The organism is Chryseobacterium tructae (assembly GCF_030409875.1).
In the GTDB taxonomy this organism is placed as follows: Bacteria; Bacteroidota; Bacteroidia; order Flavobacteriales; family Weeksellaceae; genus Chryseobacterium; species Chryseobacterium tructae.
This window is the reverse complement of sequence record NZ_JAUFQR010000003.1, coordinates 646,086-663,727: the sequence shown is the minus strand read 5'-3', so window position 1 is coordinate 663,727 and position 17,642 is coordinate 646,086. Positions and strand designations below refer to the sequence as shown.

The 17,642-nt window shown below is 36.8% G+C and carries 7 protein-coding genes and 2 pseudogenes; all 9 read left to right on the top strand.

Translation table 11 applies throughout. The annotated features are described in order from the left end of the window. The first annotated feature begins 265 nt into the window (after positions 1-265). The 9 genes and pseudogenes from QWZ06_RS26710 to QWZ06_RS26675 all read left to right on the top strand — a co-directional run bounded on the left by QWZ06_RS26710 (position 266) and on the right by QWZ06_RS26675 (position 17,638). Entirely contained in the window at positions 266-2,035 is a 1,770-nt protein-coding gene (locus QWZ06_RS26710; RefSeq protein WP_290302182.1) for a phage tail-like protein, read from the top strand. Between the two features lie 442 nt (positions 2,036-2,477). Next, complete coding sequence (locus QWZ06_RS26705; protein ID WP_290302181.1) at positions 2,478-3,443, top strand: condensation domain-containing protein; 966 nt, start codon at positions 2,478-2,480, stop codon at positions 3,441-3,443. Between the two features lie 91 nt (positions 3,444-3,534). Continuing rightward, positions 3,535-8,799: pseudogene (locus QWZ06_RS26700) on the top strand (non-ribosomal peptide synthetase); the annotation flags it as partial. 8 nt (positions 8,800-8,807) lie between these two features. After that, positions 8,808-10,394: a condensation domain-containing protein gene (locus tag QWZ06_RS28090; RefSeq protein ID WP_353960048.1), complete on the top strand. Its 1,587-nt coding sequence runs from the start codon at positions 8,808-8,810 to the stop codon at positions 10,392-10,394. Further along, positions 10,388-13,423 (top strand): non-ribosomal peptide synthetase, encoded by a 3,036-nt coding sequence (locus tag QWZ06_RS26690; RefSeq protein WP_290302178.1) that lies wholly within the window; start codon positions 10,388-10,390, stop codon positions 13,421-13,423. Before QWZ06_RS28090 ends, QWZ06_RS26690 begins: the two co-directional genes overlap by 7 nt. Continuing rightward, a complete protein-coding gene (locus QWZ06_RS26685; RefSeq protein WP_290302177.1) occupies positions 13,318-15,666 on the top strand; it encodes a condensation domain-containing protein in 2,349 nt (782 codons plus the stop codon). Before QWZ06_RS26690 ends, QWZ06_RS26685 begins: the two co-directional genes overlap by 106 nt. Next, positions 15,633-15,722, top strand: a pseudogene (locus QWZ06_RS28085) (hypothetical protein); the annotation flags it as partial. The gene QWZ06_RS26685 and the pseudogene QWZ06_RS28085, both read left to right, overlap by 34 nt. A 57-nt stretch (positions 15,723-15,779) precedes the next feature. Continuing rightward, positions 15,780-16,400, top strand: a complete 621-nt coding sequence (locus QWZ06_RS26680; RefSeq protein ID WP_353960042.1) for a non-ribosomal peptide synthetase — start codon at positions 15,780-15,782, stop codon at positions 16,398-16,400. Next, a complete protein-coding gene (locus QWZ06_RS26675; protein ID WP_290302176.1) occupies positions 16,361-17,638 on the top strand; it encodes a condensation domain-containing protein in 1,278 nt (425 codons plus the stop codon). Before QWZ06_RS26680 ends, QWZ06_RS26675 begins: the two co-directional genes overlap by 40 nt. Positions 17,639-17,642: the final 4 nt, after the last annotated feature.

The window sequence follows — 17,642 nt, the reverse complement described above, 5'->3', positions numbered from 1 at the left end:
GATCAGCTCTGAACATTACAATGTACTTTAAGTAATTTCTGCGTACTTCTTGAGAAGTAATTATCATTGTTTTTGACCAAAATTGAAAACGATTGTAAAAGTTATGATTATTCCAAGTAGACACCAGAGTTTACCCATTTACCTTGTATCTATATGGCAATTACAGAATCTGTTTACGGGAATTTGCTGTTCTTTATTTTCATTGCAGCCTCATAGAAGGATATTAAAAAGACAAATTTTATTAAACTACAACAAAAAATTCAACATGAAGAAAAAGTTATTATTACCTATTTGCATTAGTATTAGCTCTCTTTCCATTGCACAGGTTGGGATTAATCAACCGAATCCTAATCTTAGTGCAGATTTAGAATTGGGATCTACCAATAAGAGTTTATTACTGAACAGAATTGCCAATACAGGAGTGATTAATGGTCCTGTAAACGGAATGCTCATCTATGACATATCAGAACAATGTGTGAAGGCTTTTCAGGGAGGAGCATGGTCACAATGTTTTTGGAAAGATAACCCTGTCTTTACTTTAAATTGCGGATCTGCTTTATTTGCACCTAGCCCTGCAAGACAGGGGGTATCTTATACCGGAACCTTGACAATTCCTTACACGGGTGGAAATGGAAGTGCCTACGGTGCCCAAACTTTCCAAGCAAACGGGCTTACTGCTACACTTGCTGCGGGTACTTTTGCCGTAGGAAATGGAACGTTACAGCTATCTGTAGCTGGTTTTCCCATAAATTCCGGAAATGCAACATTTAACATTACAATAAATGGAAGTTCATGCCCTGCTCTTACACTTCCGGTAGATCCGGGAAATCCTATAATCCCAACCAATATAACATTAGAAGGAAGGTATTTTATTGCGTCTATCTTTGATCAGGACTATTCTCCATTTACTGCCCCTACAGGCCCGGCAACTACAGCGAGACCTGTTGCCGCTGATGGAGTTCCTGATACATTAGTTGATCTTCAGGGAGTAATTCCTACTACAGGTCTTACTGTTTATATTCCAGCAACAGCTACGGGAAATGGAACTGTTGGGGCGTATAACCAAACCATTAATGTCCCTGCGAACCTTACAGAAGATGGAATTTCCAGAAATATTACTCTTTCATGGACTTCTCAATCCTATGATTCTAATACTAAGTCAATTACTGCAACATTGAAGTCTGAAGGCGGAACATTGAATGCCCGTAAACTGGATGTAAATGCCGGAATCGGAAATGATTATCTTGGTGTACTGTTGGGCAGATTCCTGATGCCTAATCAAGGAGCTCAAAAAGGATACGATGTTCGTATTATAGCTGCTATTCCGGATAGAATGTTTAATGAACCTGATGCTCAGGGGAGTTTCACTCATAACTTCCTTTATCTCCCAGTACAAGCTGAAGATAATAATGTATGGCTGAATCATAATTTAGGTGCAGATTATACTAACATTAATGACCCTAATTTTAATCTTGGAAAAAAACCAACCTCAGCAACTGATTTCCGTGCTTACGGTTCGTTATTCCAATGGGGAAGAAGACCGGATGGGCATGATCTTATTCGATGGACATCTTCTAGTTCAGGGTCAGGAGTGTACGGTACAACAAGCACCAGAGCAGATATTCCTGCCAACCCATTATTCATTACAGCAGGGGGAGATTGGAGAACAGATGCGGGTACAAGTGCAACATTATGGCAAAATAGTACGTCAACCAATAATCCTTGTCCTATTGGATTTAAAGTTCCATCGCAATCGCAAATTCAAAGCTATTTAAGTTCAGCAGGTATAAGTAATGGAATTACCGGTGCAGCAGCCAGTAGATTAGGACTTACGGCAGCTGGAACAAGAACTTCTTCATCAGGAAGCATATCACCTGTTACGACAGGAACTTCTGGACTTTATTGGACCAGTACGGCCGGAGCAATATCCAGTCCGTCAGCATTTGCATTGCAAATTGGGCAATTTGGTTCCCCTACAGCAACATTTGGAGCGAGCAAAGCACAAGGTGTATCTGTTCGTTGTATCAAAGAATAATAAAGATCATTGAAATGCAATTATTTAATAGCGACCAGTAATGCTGGTTGCTATTGGATAATTAATAACCTTTAAAAATAAACCCCGTCTTCTTAAAATATTATTTTCGAATAAGAAAATAGGCTTAATAGATAAAAAAATGCATCCTTTAATTAGTTTAGATTTTGCCTAAAGTGGTGGTGACCTTTGAAATATTGAACTCACTAATAGTAAGTTCTTTTCATTAACCAATGCTTGTGAAAAAGCAATCTATCCTAACATTCATCCTAAATATTATCTCTTATATACGAAGCTTGTTATCAACAGGCTCCAGTTATTCCCTTTTGTAAATCATAAGGGGTGGCTGCTTACTGAAATTTTTAAAAAGAATTCAAAGGTAATTGAGGGAATAAAAAACATACCTAAACCTAACCTAATCTACCGTCCTTCGGGATATATTGCTATGAAGCTAACACCTTATCAATCGACATTTTATAATGAATGGATATTAAACCCATTCAGAAGTGACTATAATATTATTTTTGATCAGTCTATGTCAGGATATGTAGATATCCAAAGACTGAACTCAAGTTTAGTCAGGTTCATAAACAATAATCTACTACTCAATAGTAATGTTGTAAGTGAATCAGAAAATTTGGTTTGGAAGCACAGACCTTTGCTATCTGAAGATTCACAAGTATTAACATTTATTACTGAAGAGCCTAGTTCTGATGAAATTTTACAGTTTGCCTTACAGCCTTTTGATCTTGAAAAAGAGCAGTTAGCAAGATTTTATGCCATTAAACTGAATAATGGAGGCTATAGAATTATACATATATTCTCCCATATTCTTGTTGATGGATTAAGTGCAAATAGTATTTATGCAGAGCTGAGTATTTTTTATAATGATCTTAATTATGTAAATCCTATTAGCCTTTCAGAGCAGGAAAAACAATATGAAAAACTGAGAAATCAGCTTGAAGATATCCTGGTAAAAGGAAAAACAGAAATGTCTGATTTCTGGAAATCCAGCTTGAAGGAAGTTGAGAATATTGGTTTTAAATTTTTACAAACTTCAGATTCACTTCTTCTTGACTCCCAGAAAAGAACAGAAGATCTGATTAACCCGGTAAGCGAATTACGATTTAATTTTTCTGAAGCTGTATTTCTTAAGGTAAGACAACTGATTTCAAAATATAAACTGACACCATACACCTATGGACAATTGGTTTTTGCAATTGTACTTCACCGAATTTCAAGAGTTAATAACCTGGTAATTAATTATCCTGTTGGGATTACTGAAGGTCAGGACTTTATATTTGGAGCTCATATTAATACAATTTTAAAGGAATATAGATTTGAAGCGAAATCTTCACTTCAGGATCTTATCCATCAAAATATAGAATACACCAATCAATTAAAGAACTAAAGCCAGATACCTGCCTATTGAAGAACTTATTAGCTATGCGCCCACTTCCAACATATTAGAATTTGGATTTGTTCAAACCAGCCTTAAAGATGTGGTTATTCATTATGAAGGAGCAGATAATGTGATCATTAATAGTGATTTGAATGTAGACCTGGTTGGAAAGTTATCATTTGAGCAAGAGGTAAGAGATGGACAGATTAATTATAAAGTTCGTTATGCGAATCAAAAGCTTGACAATGAATTGATAGGCAATTTTGTAGATATTTATAAAAGGTTGTTTATTGAAATATTGGAAGATTTACTGGAAGGAAATGCAGACAAATTCATCTCTCAATATAAGCTTTTAAATAAAGATTCTTATCAGTCCATAATAAGCAGTTGGGATACAATTGAACTGGATAATCAAAATACTAAAACAATTCATCAGTTATTTGAAGATTGCGCTTTAAAAATACCTGAGGCTTCTGCATTAGTCTATCAGAATATTAAAATAACTTACAGTGAGCTTAATGAGCGTTCAAACCGTTTGGCTCATTACTTAATCAATACCTTTGAGCTTAAACCCGATGAACTTGTTCCATTGTGTCTGGAAAGGTCAGAAAATATGTTGATTGCGATTCTTGCGGTACTAAAAGCTGGAGCAGCTTATGTTCCTATGGATCCTTCTTATCCTTTAGACAGAATAGAACATATTCTGAAGGATACCAGAGCCAGGGTAGTTCTTACAGAAGAAAAGACTGTTGATAGGGTGAATGGCTTTTCTGTACAACATTTATCTTTAAACAATCCCAATTTTAGTATCATAATAAATTCACAGGCATCAACAAATCCTGTGACTGAAGTTTCTGCAAGCAATTTAGCGTATGTGATTTATACGAGTGGAACAACAGGGGCTCCAAAAGGAGTTATGGTAGAACATCAAAGTGTAATCAATGTTGTAGATAAAATAAGAGAAGCTTACGGTTTTGCTGTAGGCGAAAAAATAACGGCATATACGTCTTATGTTTTTGATGTTTCCGTATCTGAATTTTTCAATGGTTTACTCTACGGAAATGAAGTGCATCTACTGGATGAATTGACGAAGAAAGATGCAGATCGAATCAGTAAATATTTATTAGAGAATGCAATTTCTTATGCTTATTTACCACCGGTAATGTTGTCTGTTTTACCTCGTGTGGATTATCCTTCTTTGAAAGGACTCCTTTATGCAGGTGAGCCATGTGATTACGAAACAGGAAAATACTGGTCAGAGAAAAAGATACTTTATAACTTATATGGACCTACAGAAGCAACTATTTATGCGAGCTATAAACAAATAAAATATGGAGATGTTCATATCATCGGTAAGCCTGTAGAAAATAGTTCTGCCTATATATTGGATATGTCCGAACAATTGGCACCTATAGGAGCCGTTGGAGAATTATATTTAGGAGGCGTAGGAATAGCAAGAGGATATTTAAACCAGACTAAACTTACAGAAGAAAGATTTATAGAAAATCCTTTTCAAACGAAAAAGCAAAAGGAAAGAGGGATAAACGGAAGATTATATAAGACAGGAGATCTCGTAAGATGGCTTCCCGATGGAAATATAGAATATATTGGAAGAAATGATTTTCAGGTAAAAATTCGAGGGTATAGGATAGAACTTGGTGAAATCGAGGAAAGACTTTCTCATCATTCTGGTATAAAGCAGGCTGTAGTTTTAGCTAAAGAGAATAATACGGGAATGAAATATCTGGCAGGTTATTATGTATCTGAAGGAGAATTGGATGCCGAAAGTCTTACAGAATATTTATCAGAAACATTACCTGAATACATGGTACCAAGTGTTTTTGTTCATTTAACAACCTTACCATTAACAATCAATGGAAAATTAGACAGAAAACAGTTACCTGAGCCTGAGTTCAGTGGTGAAAGAGAATATATTGGCCCAGAAAACGAGTTGCAGGAAAAACTATGCAAGATTTATAGTCAAATTTTAGGGCTTGAATCTACAAGTATAGGTATCCATGATGACTTCTTCCGTCTTGGTGGAAACAGTATTATGGCGATCAAGCTCATCAGTAAGATAAAACAAGAACTAGAAGTTTCTGTAAATGTATCGATGGTATTTGGGCATAAAACAGTGGCCTCATTGTCTCATATACTCGATAAAAGCAATAATGACTCTGAACAAATAATAATCACTACAGTACCTGTTTCTCAGCCTGAAGAGCAGCGTTTGTCTTTTGCTCAGGAGAGACTTTGGTTTATAGAATCTTATGAAGGGAGTAGTAGTGTTTATAATGTTCCAATGGTTTTTAAACTAGGGGGAGAAATTTATCAAGAGCTTCTTCAAAACACTTTTGACCTCTTGATGCAACGCCACGAAGTACTGCGAAGTATAATCCTTACAACAGAAGACGGACTAGGATACCAGAAAGTAACAGATCAAAGACTCCAGATTCATTTTGGGATCGTAGATAACAGATCAGAGCTTGATCAGGCTATGGACTATGCAGCCAATAAAATTTTTCATTTGGATCGTGAACTTCCTATAACTGCTTCTGTTTTCAGTTGGGAAGAAAATTATTACGTATCAGTGGTGATTCATCATATCGCTTTTGACGGATGGTCTACAGAAATCTTTATTAATGAGTTTAATACTATTTATCAGGCTCTTATTGAAGAAAAAGAACCTCAACTTCCGGTATTATCTATCCAATATAAAGACTATGCTTTATGGCAGAGAAATTATCTTTCGGGGGAAATACTTGAGAATCAGACCTTTTATTGGAAAAATAAACTGGAAGGATTCCAGACCCTGAATCTTCCCTTAGACTTTAAGAGACCTGCTCATGTTTCATATACAGGAGCTACAACTTATTTTGATATCCCGGAACAACTTGCTTCCAGTCTACAACAACTTTCAAAAGATCTTGGAGTAAGTTTATATAGTGTTATGCTGAGTGGCTATTATCTGATGCTATCGGCTTATTCGGGACAGGATGATATAATCGTAGGAAGCCCTGTTGCCAACAGGCATCATGCAGGTCTTGAGAATATCATCGGGTTCTTTGTCAATACCTTTGTTCTAAGAGAAAAAATAAACCCTGATCAGCATATAAAAGATTTTATTATACAGGTTTCACAAGCAATCTCTGAGGCTCAATCTCATCAGGATCTTCCTTTTGAAAAGCTGGTAGAAGAATTGGGCGTAGAACAGGATAATTCGAGAAACCCAATTTTCCAGGTGATGTTTGGAATTCAAAGCTTTGAAGAAGAAGTTTCTCAAGGAAATGATTCGGCAATACTGCTTCCTTTTGATGGAGATATAGATTATAAATCCGCCAAATTTGATTTAACCATGATGATTGATGTTCATGGAGATAGTATCCGAGGAATATTCAATTATGCAGTAGCTCTTTTTAAACATGAGACAATTATCCGCATGAAAGAGACCTATATGCTCATTCTTATGCAATTGGTTGAAGTTGGAAATGTTGTTTCAAGAAATAATATAATTAAAAATCTTCATCTTTTGACTGATGAGGAGTATAAAAGCATTACAAAGACTTGGTATGAAACTGAATCTGCTTACCCGGAAGGGTTTACCATTCACCGATTATTTGAAGATCAGGTAGCAAAAACACCAAATGCTACGGCACTGGTGTATCGGGATATCAGATTATCTTATCAAGAATTGAATGAAAGAGCCAATCGACTGGCCAATCATCTTATTGATACCTATGATGTGAAACCTGATGATCTGATTCCGATATGTTTAGAACGTTCAGAACATATGCTTATAGCGATTTTGGGTGTTCTAAAAGCAGGTGCAGCCTATGTACCTATGGATCCTCAATATCCTGCAGAAAGAATTCAACATATTCTTGATGATACAAAAGCAAAAATAGTTCTTACAGAAGAGACTTTAAAAAGTCAGATAGAAGCAGGACATATACCTATTGTTTCCTTAAACAATCCTAGATTTCAAGAAATTCTGGATACAATATCTCTTCATAATCCGGTAACAAGAGTTTCTCCTGAAAATCTTTCATATGTCATTTATACCAGTGGTACTACCGGTATGCCAAAGGAGTAATGATAGAACATCAGAATGTAGTTAATGTGGTCTCACAGATCAGAGATGCTTATGGATTCAGTGAGGGGGAAAAGATAACTGCTTATACGTCTTATGTTTTTGATGTATCGGTATCAGAATTTTTTAATGCTTTGTTATATGGAAATGAGTTGCATTTGTTGGATGAAAGCCTTAAAAAAGATGCAGATTTAATAAGCCGCTATCTTTTAGATCATGAGATAGCATACGCTTATTTGCCGCCAGTAATGCTTTCTGTATTGCCAAGAATACAATATCCTTCTCTGAAAGGAATGCTATATGCAGGAGAGCCATGTGATTATGAAACAGGTAAGTATTGGTCAGAATATACCGAACTTTATAACCTTTATGGACCTACAGAAGCAACTATTTATGCAACTTATAAAAAGGTAGAACATGGAGATGTACATCTCATTGGACGCCCGGTTAATAATACTTCAGCATATATATTGGACGCTTATTATCGCCCCATTCCGATAGGAGCGGTTGGTGAACTTTATCTTGGAGGAAACGGGATCGCTAGAGGATATCTGAACAGACCGGAACTCACTTCCGAACGTTTTGTTTTGAACCCTTTTCAGAGTCAAATCCAGAAAATAAGAGGAAAAAATGAAAAAATTTATAAGACCGGAGATTTAGTACGCCTTCTTCCGAATGGAAATATTGAGTATATCGGAAGAAATGACTTTCAGGTAAAAATCCGTGGTTACAGAATAGAATTAGGCGAAATCGAAGCTAAGCTTCAGGAATATTCTGGTATAAAACAGACCGTGGTTCTGGCTAAAGAAAATAAGACAGGAATGAAGTTTCTTGTTGGATATTATGTGGCTGATGAAGTCGTGGATGAGCGTAACCTTTCAGCGTTTTTATCGGAAACATTACCAGAGTACATGATTCCTGCTGTGTATTTGCATCTTGAAGCCCTTCCTTTAACGATCAATGGAAAATTAGACAGAAGAGCCTTGCCGGAACCTGAATTTACTGGCATTAAAAAATATATAGCTCCACAAACAGAGCTGCAGGAAAAACTTTGTCATATTTATGCAGAAGTATTAGGACTTGATGCTGACGGAATCAGTATTCATGATGATTTCTTCCGCTTAGGAGGAAACAGTATCATGGCGATAAAACTGATTAGTAGGATTAAAAATTATCTTGATCTTCCTATTCAGGTAACTTCCGTATTCAATCATAAAACGATAGCTTCTCTTGCCTCTTTTCTGGAAACGGAAGTTCCGGAAGAAAATATACTTATAGAGCCTGTGAGCGTTTTTTCACCTGAAGAACAGCGTTTGTCTTTTGCACAGGAAAGACTTTGGTTTATTGAAGCGTATGAAGGAGGAAGTAGCGCTTACAATATTCCAATGGTACTTACTTTGAGTCCGGATGTACAGTTGGAAAAGCTTCAACAATCTCTGGAAATAGTTATTATGCGTCATGAAGTCCTTCGTTCTGTGATTAAAATGACAAACGAAGGAAGAGGGTATCAAGTCGCTACAGACTCTATGCCTGAATTTAAACTGGTAGAAATAGAGACTGAAGAAGAATTAAAGGCGGCTATTAATTCTGCAGCAAATAAAGTATTTCACCTAGAAGGAGACCTCCCATTGGATATAACGTTGTTCAGGCTGAAGGAGAAATATTATTTATCTCTAGTTGTGCATCATATCGCATTTGATGGTTGGTCGGTAGATATTTTACTGAAGGAAATGCAGGTTGTATATGAAGCATTATCTAAGGAGGAGACCTATAAACTTTCTGATCTTGCTATTCAATATAAAGATTTTGCTCTTTGGCAGCGAAATTATCTGCAGGGAGAAGTCTTGAATAAACAAATTAATTATTGGAAGGAGATATTAGTGGGGTTTGAGTCTCTTAATTTACCTCTTGATTTCAAGCGTCCGGCACATATCTCTTATGAAGGAGCTGCCATCTATTTTGATCTTTCTCCAGACGTAGCGTTGGGATTGAGAAAGATTTCGAGAGATCTCGGAGTAAGTTTATACAGTGTAATGTTAGGTGGATATTACCTGATGCTTTCTGCTTATTCAGGACAGGAAGATATTATGGTGGGAAGCCCAATTTCCAATCGTCATCATGCAGGTCTTGAAGATATCATTGGATTCTTTGTCAATACCCTAGCGTTAAGAGGGAACGTTGATTCCAATCAAAATTTAAAAAACTATATTCTTGAAATTGCTAAATCTATAGCAGAAGCTCAGTCCCATCAGGATCTTCCATTTGAAAAATTAGTTGAAGAGCTTGAAGTAGAGCAAGATATGTCACGTCATCCTATATTCCAGGTAATGTTCGGAGTTCAGAGTTTTGGAAAAGACATTGGAAAAGATGCTGTATTCTCTCTTTTTGACGGTGAAATAGATTATCAGGCTGCAAAATTTGATTTGACAACGATGATTGATGATGGTGATGAGAAAATAAAAGGCATGTTTAATTATGCCGTTTCTCTTTTCAGTAAGGATACGATCGTAAGGATGAAAGATACTTACATTCTGCTTCTAGAGCAGATTGCATCAATGGGTGCTGAAAATGCCGAGAATATCAAGATTAAAGATTTTCACTTCTTTACTGACACGGATCATCAAAAAGTGATAGAAGACTGGAATAGTACAAATTCTGAATACCCATCCGATAAAACGATCCAGCAACTTTTTGAAGACCAGGTAATAAGAACCCCAAATCATATTGCTTTGGTGTATCAGGAGATTAAACTTTCCTATAAAGAAGTAAACGAAAGATCTAATCGGCTTGCTAATTATCTAATTGGAAGATACAATATCCAGCCCGATGAAATTATTCCTTTATGTTTGGAACGCTCTGAAATATGCTGATTGCGATATTGGGAGTTCTAAAATCAGGAGCAGCTTATGTGCCGATTGACCCATCATATCCTTCAGACAGAATTAGCCATATTCTGAAGGATACCTACGCTAGAATAATCATTGGACAAGAATCTACAGCTAAGAAATTAAAGGATCATGAGATGGAATTTATTTCTTTAGATGAGGTTCAATGTAAAGCGCAACTGGAAATATCAGATTCAAATAACCCCATAACCCAAGCAAAGGCTCAAAATTTAGCTTATGTCATCTATACCAGTGGAACAACAGGACTTCCGAAAGGAGTAATGGTAGAACATAGGGGAGTTGCAAACCTTGTGACTCAGTTTGCTGAAAAATTAGAGCTAAACTCTATAGGAGACTCTTGGAAAAACGGTCTGTGGTATGCGAATTATGTCTTTGATGCCCATATTGCAGAGCTTTTCCCATTCATTACACATGGCCATAGTATTTATTTGCTGGATAAAGAAAAGCAAACTGATATTGTAGGATTACAGCAATACATCAGTGAAAATGATATCCATATTGCAACAATCCCTCCCGTACTGCTTACCAAAGATTACATCTTACCCTTGAAAAAACTTATCGTAGCAGGGGATGTCACCAATCCGCAGCTGATGACTCTTTATCAGTCAGAAGGAATAGATATTATTAATGCTTATGGCCCTACAGAAGGTACAGTATGTGCCAGTCTTCATTACTATAAAGAAGATCACAATCCACTGAACATAGGTGGGCCTATTGGAAATATGACCTGTTATGTATTAGATGAACATTTTCGTGCAGTACCCATAGGTGGGATAGGTGAACTCTATATTGGGGGAGCAGGCATTGCCAGAGGCTATTTAAATAAGCCTGAGCTTACAGAAGAGCGGTTCATTATAAATCCATTTCAGACTAAAGATCAAAAATCCAAGAGTCAAAATAGACGTTTATACAAAACTGGAGATTTAGTACGCTGGTTATCCAATGGTGAATTAGAATATATTGGACGAAATGACTTCCAGGTAAAGATCCGTGGCTACAGAATTGAACTGGGCGAAATTGAAAATACATTACTTCATTATTCGGGAATCCGTCAGACTGCTGTTTTAGCCAAAGAAAATAAATCAGGATTAAAATACCTTGCCGCTTACTATGTTTCAGATTCTGAGATGGATTCTCGTAAGCTTTCGGAATATCTATCAGCAGTTTTACCAGACTATATGGTACCCGCTGCTTTTATTCATTTAACAAGCTTGCCATTAACGATCAATGGTAAATTAGATAAGAAAAAGCTTCCTGAACCTGGCTTTACAGCAAACAAAAATTATATTGCTCCTGAAACGGAGCTTCAGTCCAAATTATGTCAAATTTATGGCGATGTTTTAGGGTTATCTCCAGAAAATATCAGTATTGAAGACGACTTCTTCAGATTAGGAGGAGACAGTATTATCAGTATTCAGCTAGTAGGAAGAATCAGACAACAATTTGATATAAGGTTAAGCGTTAAAGAAGTTTTTACCGCAAGAACGGTTTCTGCCTTGTCTCTATTAATTGAAGATAAAAAAGGATCAGAAGCCGGCCATATTCTTTCAGAACAAGGAGTATTAGAAGGAAAAGTATCATTGCTTCCTATTCAGGAATGGTTCTTCAGCCAGAAAGAGCAGGGATATTTATTGAACTTCAATCATTGGAATCAGGCTTTTTTGATCCATGTTCCTGAGCTTGATAAAGAGTTGTTAGAATCCGCTGTACAACAATTACTAATAAGACACGATGCATTCAGATTACATTACCCAAAAGTAGATGAGGTTTATAGCCAAATGTATGGCATTCCGGATATTGCAACATTAAATCCTTCGATTCGTTACTTGAATGCTTCAGGATTAAGCTCTGAAGACTTGACGAAAACCTTTACCGATTGGCAGTCTGGGTTTGATATCGAGAAAGGGCCTTTGTATGAGATTGGCTATATCAATGGGTATAAAGATGGCAGTGCAAGGCTCTATTTTGCTCTTCATCATTTGATTATTGATGCCGTAAGCTGGAGGATTATTACCGAAGATCTAAAAAATATTTATCAGTCACTTGAGAAAGGACAAGAAACGAGTAGTTACCATACAAAAGGCAGTAGTTACCGTCAATGGGTTGAAGCTGTAAGAAGCTATCAGACATCAGATACTGAATCCAGAGCGCAAGAATTACTATATTGGAACGCTACTGCAGATATTATATCAGAAAACAATGAGACCTTGAGTCGTTTAACTGGAACAGGATATCATCATGGGCATCTTATTTTAAGCAAAGAAATGACTGGTTTGCTGATTAGAAATACCCATCATGCATACCATACCGAGATCAATGATCTTCTTATCTCTGCTTTATCTCTTACTCTTTATGATCTGACTGGAGAGGAAAATCATTCCGTCTTGCTAGAGAGCCATGGGCGTGAAGAGATCTTTGATAACCTTGATATTACAGAAACCGTTGGCTGGTTTACTACCATGTATCCATTATTGTTGAAGAAAGGGAAAGATCTGTTTGATACTGTTGTCCTGACGAAAGAATCTTTACGAAGAATTCCTAACAAAGGAATTGGGTATGGAAGCCTGATTGGTTATACTGAAAAAGCTCTTCCGAAAGTCAGCTTCAATTATCTGGGGCAATTAGATCAGGAAGATACTTCAGATGATAAGAGTTGGTTTATCACTGCTGAAGACAGTGGATCAGGTATAGGAACAGGAAATCAAGACAGTCAGTATATCAGCATCAATGGTGCTGTAGTGGACGGGCAGTTGCGTTTTGAAGTATCTGGCTGTCTTTCAGAAGATCAGATTAATTTAGTCTCTTCTCAATTTAAAAACCATCTTGAATCTATAATAACCTGTCTTTCAGAAGAAGATAAAAGTTATCTTACACCGTCTGATGTAAATTGTATTATAGATCGGGAACAGCTTTTGAGTATTCAGGAGAAAGGAGAAATAGAAGGGGTGTATCTCGCAAACAGTCTACAGGAAGGTTTGTTTATCATGCTTTGAATCAGGGTGATAAGGATGATGCCTACAGAGTGCAGTTGATCTGGGATTACCATTCCGGCATAGATATAGACCATTTAAAACATTCCTGGAAGCTTATTCAAAAGTCTTATCCAACGCTGAGGGTTAGATTTGACTGGAATGGAGAAATTGTTCAGGTGATCGATAAAGAAGGAGAGCTGGATTGGCGTTATTACGACATTAGTAATTTAGATAACGAATCTCAGGAAATATTCATACAGGAACTTACTCATAAAGATCGCTTTGAGGTTTATGACCTCTCAAAAGGAAGTTTATTCAGGGTATATCTTTTCAAAAGAGGCGAAAAGTATTATAGCTGTTTGTTCAGCAATCACCATGCTATTTTAGATGGCTGGAGTATGCCTGTTATCCTGAATAGTGTACACAATGCCTATATGAGTTTGGCTAATGATGATATTCCCGTTGTATCTGTTGATCATGCTTATGCATTAACCCAGCAATATCTTCAGTCCTATAAAGCGGGAAGTACTTCATTCTGGAATAATTATATGAACTTACTGGAAGATCATGAAGATCTCAGTAGCCTGGTAAAAGAAGAAAAACGTCATATTGACTTAGCAAACCATCGTCATATACTGAATCATCAGCATATCACAATGCTGATAGAGGGAGAAAGGTATCGTAGTTTGAAAGAATTTACTAAAGAACAGGGGTTTACCGTAAATGCAGTGCTTCAATACCTGTGGCATAAACAATTGAGCATATATAGTGGATTGAAAACCAGTGTTGTAGGAACAACGGTATCGGGAAGAAGCTTGCCGGTAGATGGAATTGAAACCTCAGCCGGTTTATATATCAATACTTTGCCATTGATTGTGAACCATAGAGAAGGAAAGGTTACAGATCATATTATGGAGGTTCAGGATAGGATTAGCGACCTCAATACACATAGTGATGTTAATCTCGCGGAGCTTAACCATGATGGACGTAGGATTTTTAGCAGTTTATTTGTGTATGAGAATTATCCAATTCCTAAAGGAGGTGAGAGAAATGAATTAGGATTTGAATTTAGGGACTCAGTAGAGAAGCTTGATTATCCATTGGGTGTTGTGGCCTATGAACGCGAAGGTAAGGTATCATTAATCCTCAATTATGATGGTCATTTATTTGAAAAGGAAATGATGGCACAACTGATTCTGGGGATGGAGACCATTCTTTCTCAGATTTTAAACTCTCCCGATATCATTTCAGAGGCTATTTCTTATCTTACAGAAGATACATTACAAAAAATAACAGAAGATTGGAATGATACATGGTACGAATTTCCGTCTGACAAAACTATCCATGAGCTTTTTGAAAAACAGGTTGTAAAAACTCCGGATCATGTTGCACTAATATATCAAGATACTAAGCTTTTATATAGTGAGTTGAATGAGCGTTCCAACCGCTTAGCTCATTATCTTATCAATACATACAATCTTCAGCCGGATGAATTAGTCCCATTATGTCTTGAGCGTTCGGAAAATATGATCATTGCTATTTTGGCGGTATGGAAGGCAGGAGCAGCTTATGTTCCTATGGATCCTTCATATCCTGCTGATAGAATAAAACATATTTTGACAGATACAGGAGCCAGAGTAGTACTTGCTCAGGAAAGTACAGCAGATCAGGTACAAATAATAGAAAATGGAAACGTTGTATCTCTTGACAGTACAATATTTAAGAATGCTTTTGAAGAGATGTCACCAGTAAATCCGGGAGCCAATATAAATTCTCACAATCTTGCATATGTGATTTATACAAGTGGAACTACAGGGCTTCCTAAAGGAGTCATGGTAGAGCATAAAAATGTAGTAAATCTCATCTCTGATTTATATTCACGGTATGGACTGGATGATAAAGATGTTATTCTTCAATTTGCTAACTATGTATTTGACCCGTCTGTAGAGCAAATATTACTGGCTATTTTAAATGGAAACAGCTTGCTTCTTACTGAAGATAAAAGTTATTTAAACGAAGAAACGTTCCTAAAAACCCTCAATGATCATAATGTTTCTTATATAAATCTTACCCCTTCTGTGCTGCAGAATATTGATATTACACAGGTTAAAACAATGCGTAAACTAGCCTCAGGAGGAGAAGCATTAACTATTGATCTGTATAATAAATTGAAGGGAGAGCATTTCAATTTCTTAACTGCTATGGGCCTACTGAAGTTACTGTTACCTCTATTGTTAATAATAATAGAAGAGCTAACAGTATAGGACGTCCTATCGGAAATACAAGTGTATACGTATTAGATGCTCAGTTTCGTCCTGTACCTATTGGAGCAGTAGGTGAGCTTTATATTGGGGGATCAGGGGTCTCCAGAGGTTACTTGAACAGGACTGATCTTACTGATGAACGTTTTATTTTGAATCCTTTTCAGACAACAGAACAACAGAATAAAAACGAAAGATTATATAAAACAGGAGACCTTGTTCGCTGGCTTTCAGATGGAAATATAGAATATATAGGCAGAAACGACTTCCAGGTAAAGATCCGAGGATATCGTATTGAGCTGGAAGAAATAGAAAACAGGTTACTCCAACATCCTGAAGTCCGTCAGGTAGCAGTTCTTGCCAAAGAAAATACTGCAGGAATGAAATATCTTGCAGGATATTATGTGGCTGACTCGGCAGTTGATTCACGCCTGCTTTCAGAGTTTTTATCCGAAACTTTGCCTGAATACATGGTACCTGCGGCATTTATACACCTTACTGAACTTCCCATTTCGATTAATGGTAAGCTTGATCGAAAAAGGCTTCCTGAGCCTGGATTTACAGGAATGGATGCATATACGGCACCGGAAAATGAGCTTCAACAGAAGCTTGCAGAGATCTATGCGGAAGTAGTAGGGCTAGAGGCCAGTCGTATCAGTATCCATGATGATTTCTTCAGATTAGGGGGAACAGTATTATGGCGATCAAGCTTATCAGTAAGATTAAGCAGAGACTAGATATAAGGGTGGAAGTGGCTACAATTTTCAGTCATAAAACAATTGCTTCTTTATCTTATGTTTTAAAGAATGAAAATCATTTTGAGGATCAGCCTGTTCTTAGCCCAGTACGTGTAAATTTCCCTGAAGAACAAAGATTATCGTTTGCTCAGGAAAGACTTTGGTTTATTGAAACCTATGAAGGCGGAAGCAGCGCTTATAATATTCCAATGACAGCAATTCTGGATGAAAAAACAGATATTTTAATTCTCCAGAAGGCTTTCGAACAAGTCATTAAACATCATGAAGTCCTTCGTTCTGTAATTAAAACTACTGAAGACGGGGTTGGTTATCAAGTTGTTACTGACCTTGTGCCTGAATGGAAAATTACAGAGGTAAATGATAGAGAATATTTAGATGAAATAATAAAAAGATTTGCCAATAAAATCTTCCGACTCGAGATTGAAATTCCAATTGAAATTAACATCCTTAGATTCGAAAACAAGCATTATTTATCAGTAGTAATTCACCATATCGCTTTTGACGGATGGTCTACTGACATATTCCTCAAAGAAATTCAAGGAATCTATAAAGCTCTTATCGAGAATCAAAGTGTACCTGAACTTTTTGATAAGGAGGTTCAGTACAAAGATTATGCCCTGTGGCAACGTGATTATCTTTCGGGACAACGTCTTGATAGACAGGTTGATTATTGGAAGAATCAGCTTGACGATTTCCAAAATCTGGAGCTTCCAACAGACTTTAGAAGACCTTCTAAAATTTCTTACGAAGGAGAAAATATATATTTCAGCTTAAATGGAGAGCAAAGTGATAAATTAAGACTTTTATCTAAAAATCTTGGAGTAAGCTTGTATTCTGTAATGTTGGGCGGGTATTATTTGATGCTTTCCGCTTATTCCGGTCAGGATGATATTGTAGTAGGAAGCCCCATTGCAAACCGTCATCATGCAGACCTTGAAGAGATCATCGGGTTCTTTGTGAACACATTGGCTTTAAGGGAAAAGCTGGATCCTAAACAAAATCTTAAAAACTTCCTTCTGCAAGTTTCAAAATCAGTTACAGAAGCACAGTCTCATCAGGATCTTCCCTTCGAGAAGTTGGTAGAAGAACTAGGAGTAGAGAAGGATACCTCAAGACACCCTGTTTTCCAGGTGATGTTTGGACTTCAGAACTTTGGTGGTGATTCTTCTTATCAGAATAGCCAGGATAAACTGTTTTACCCTTTGACGGAGAAATAGACTA

What these genes read in the sequence shown, in the direction of transcription:
- QWZ06_RS26705 (WP_290302181.1), top strand. Translation starts at nt 2,478, where the DNA reads ATGAAGCTAACACCTTATCAATCGACATTTTATAATGAATGGATATTA.
- QWZ06_RS26690 (WP_290302178.1), top strand. Translation starts at nt 10,388, where the DNA reads ATGCTGATTGCGATATTGGGAGTTCTAAAATCAGGAGCAGCTTATGTG.
- QWZ06_RS26675 (WP_290302176.1), top strand. Translation starts at nt 16,361, where the DNA reads ATGGCGATCAAGCTTATCAGTAAGATTAAGCAGAGACTAGATATAAGG.
- QWZ06_RS26710 (WP_290302182.1), top strand. Translation starts at nt 266, where the DNA reads ATGAAGAAAAAGTTATTATTACCTATTTGCATTAGTATTAGCTCTCTT.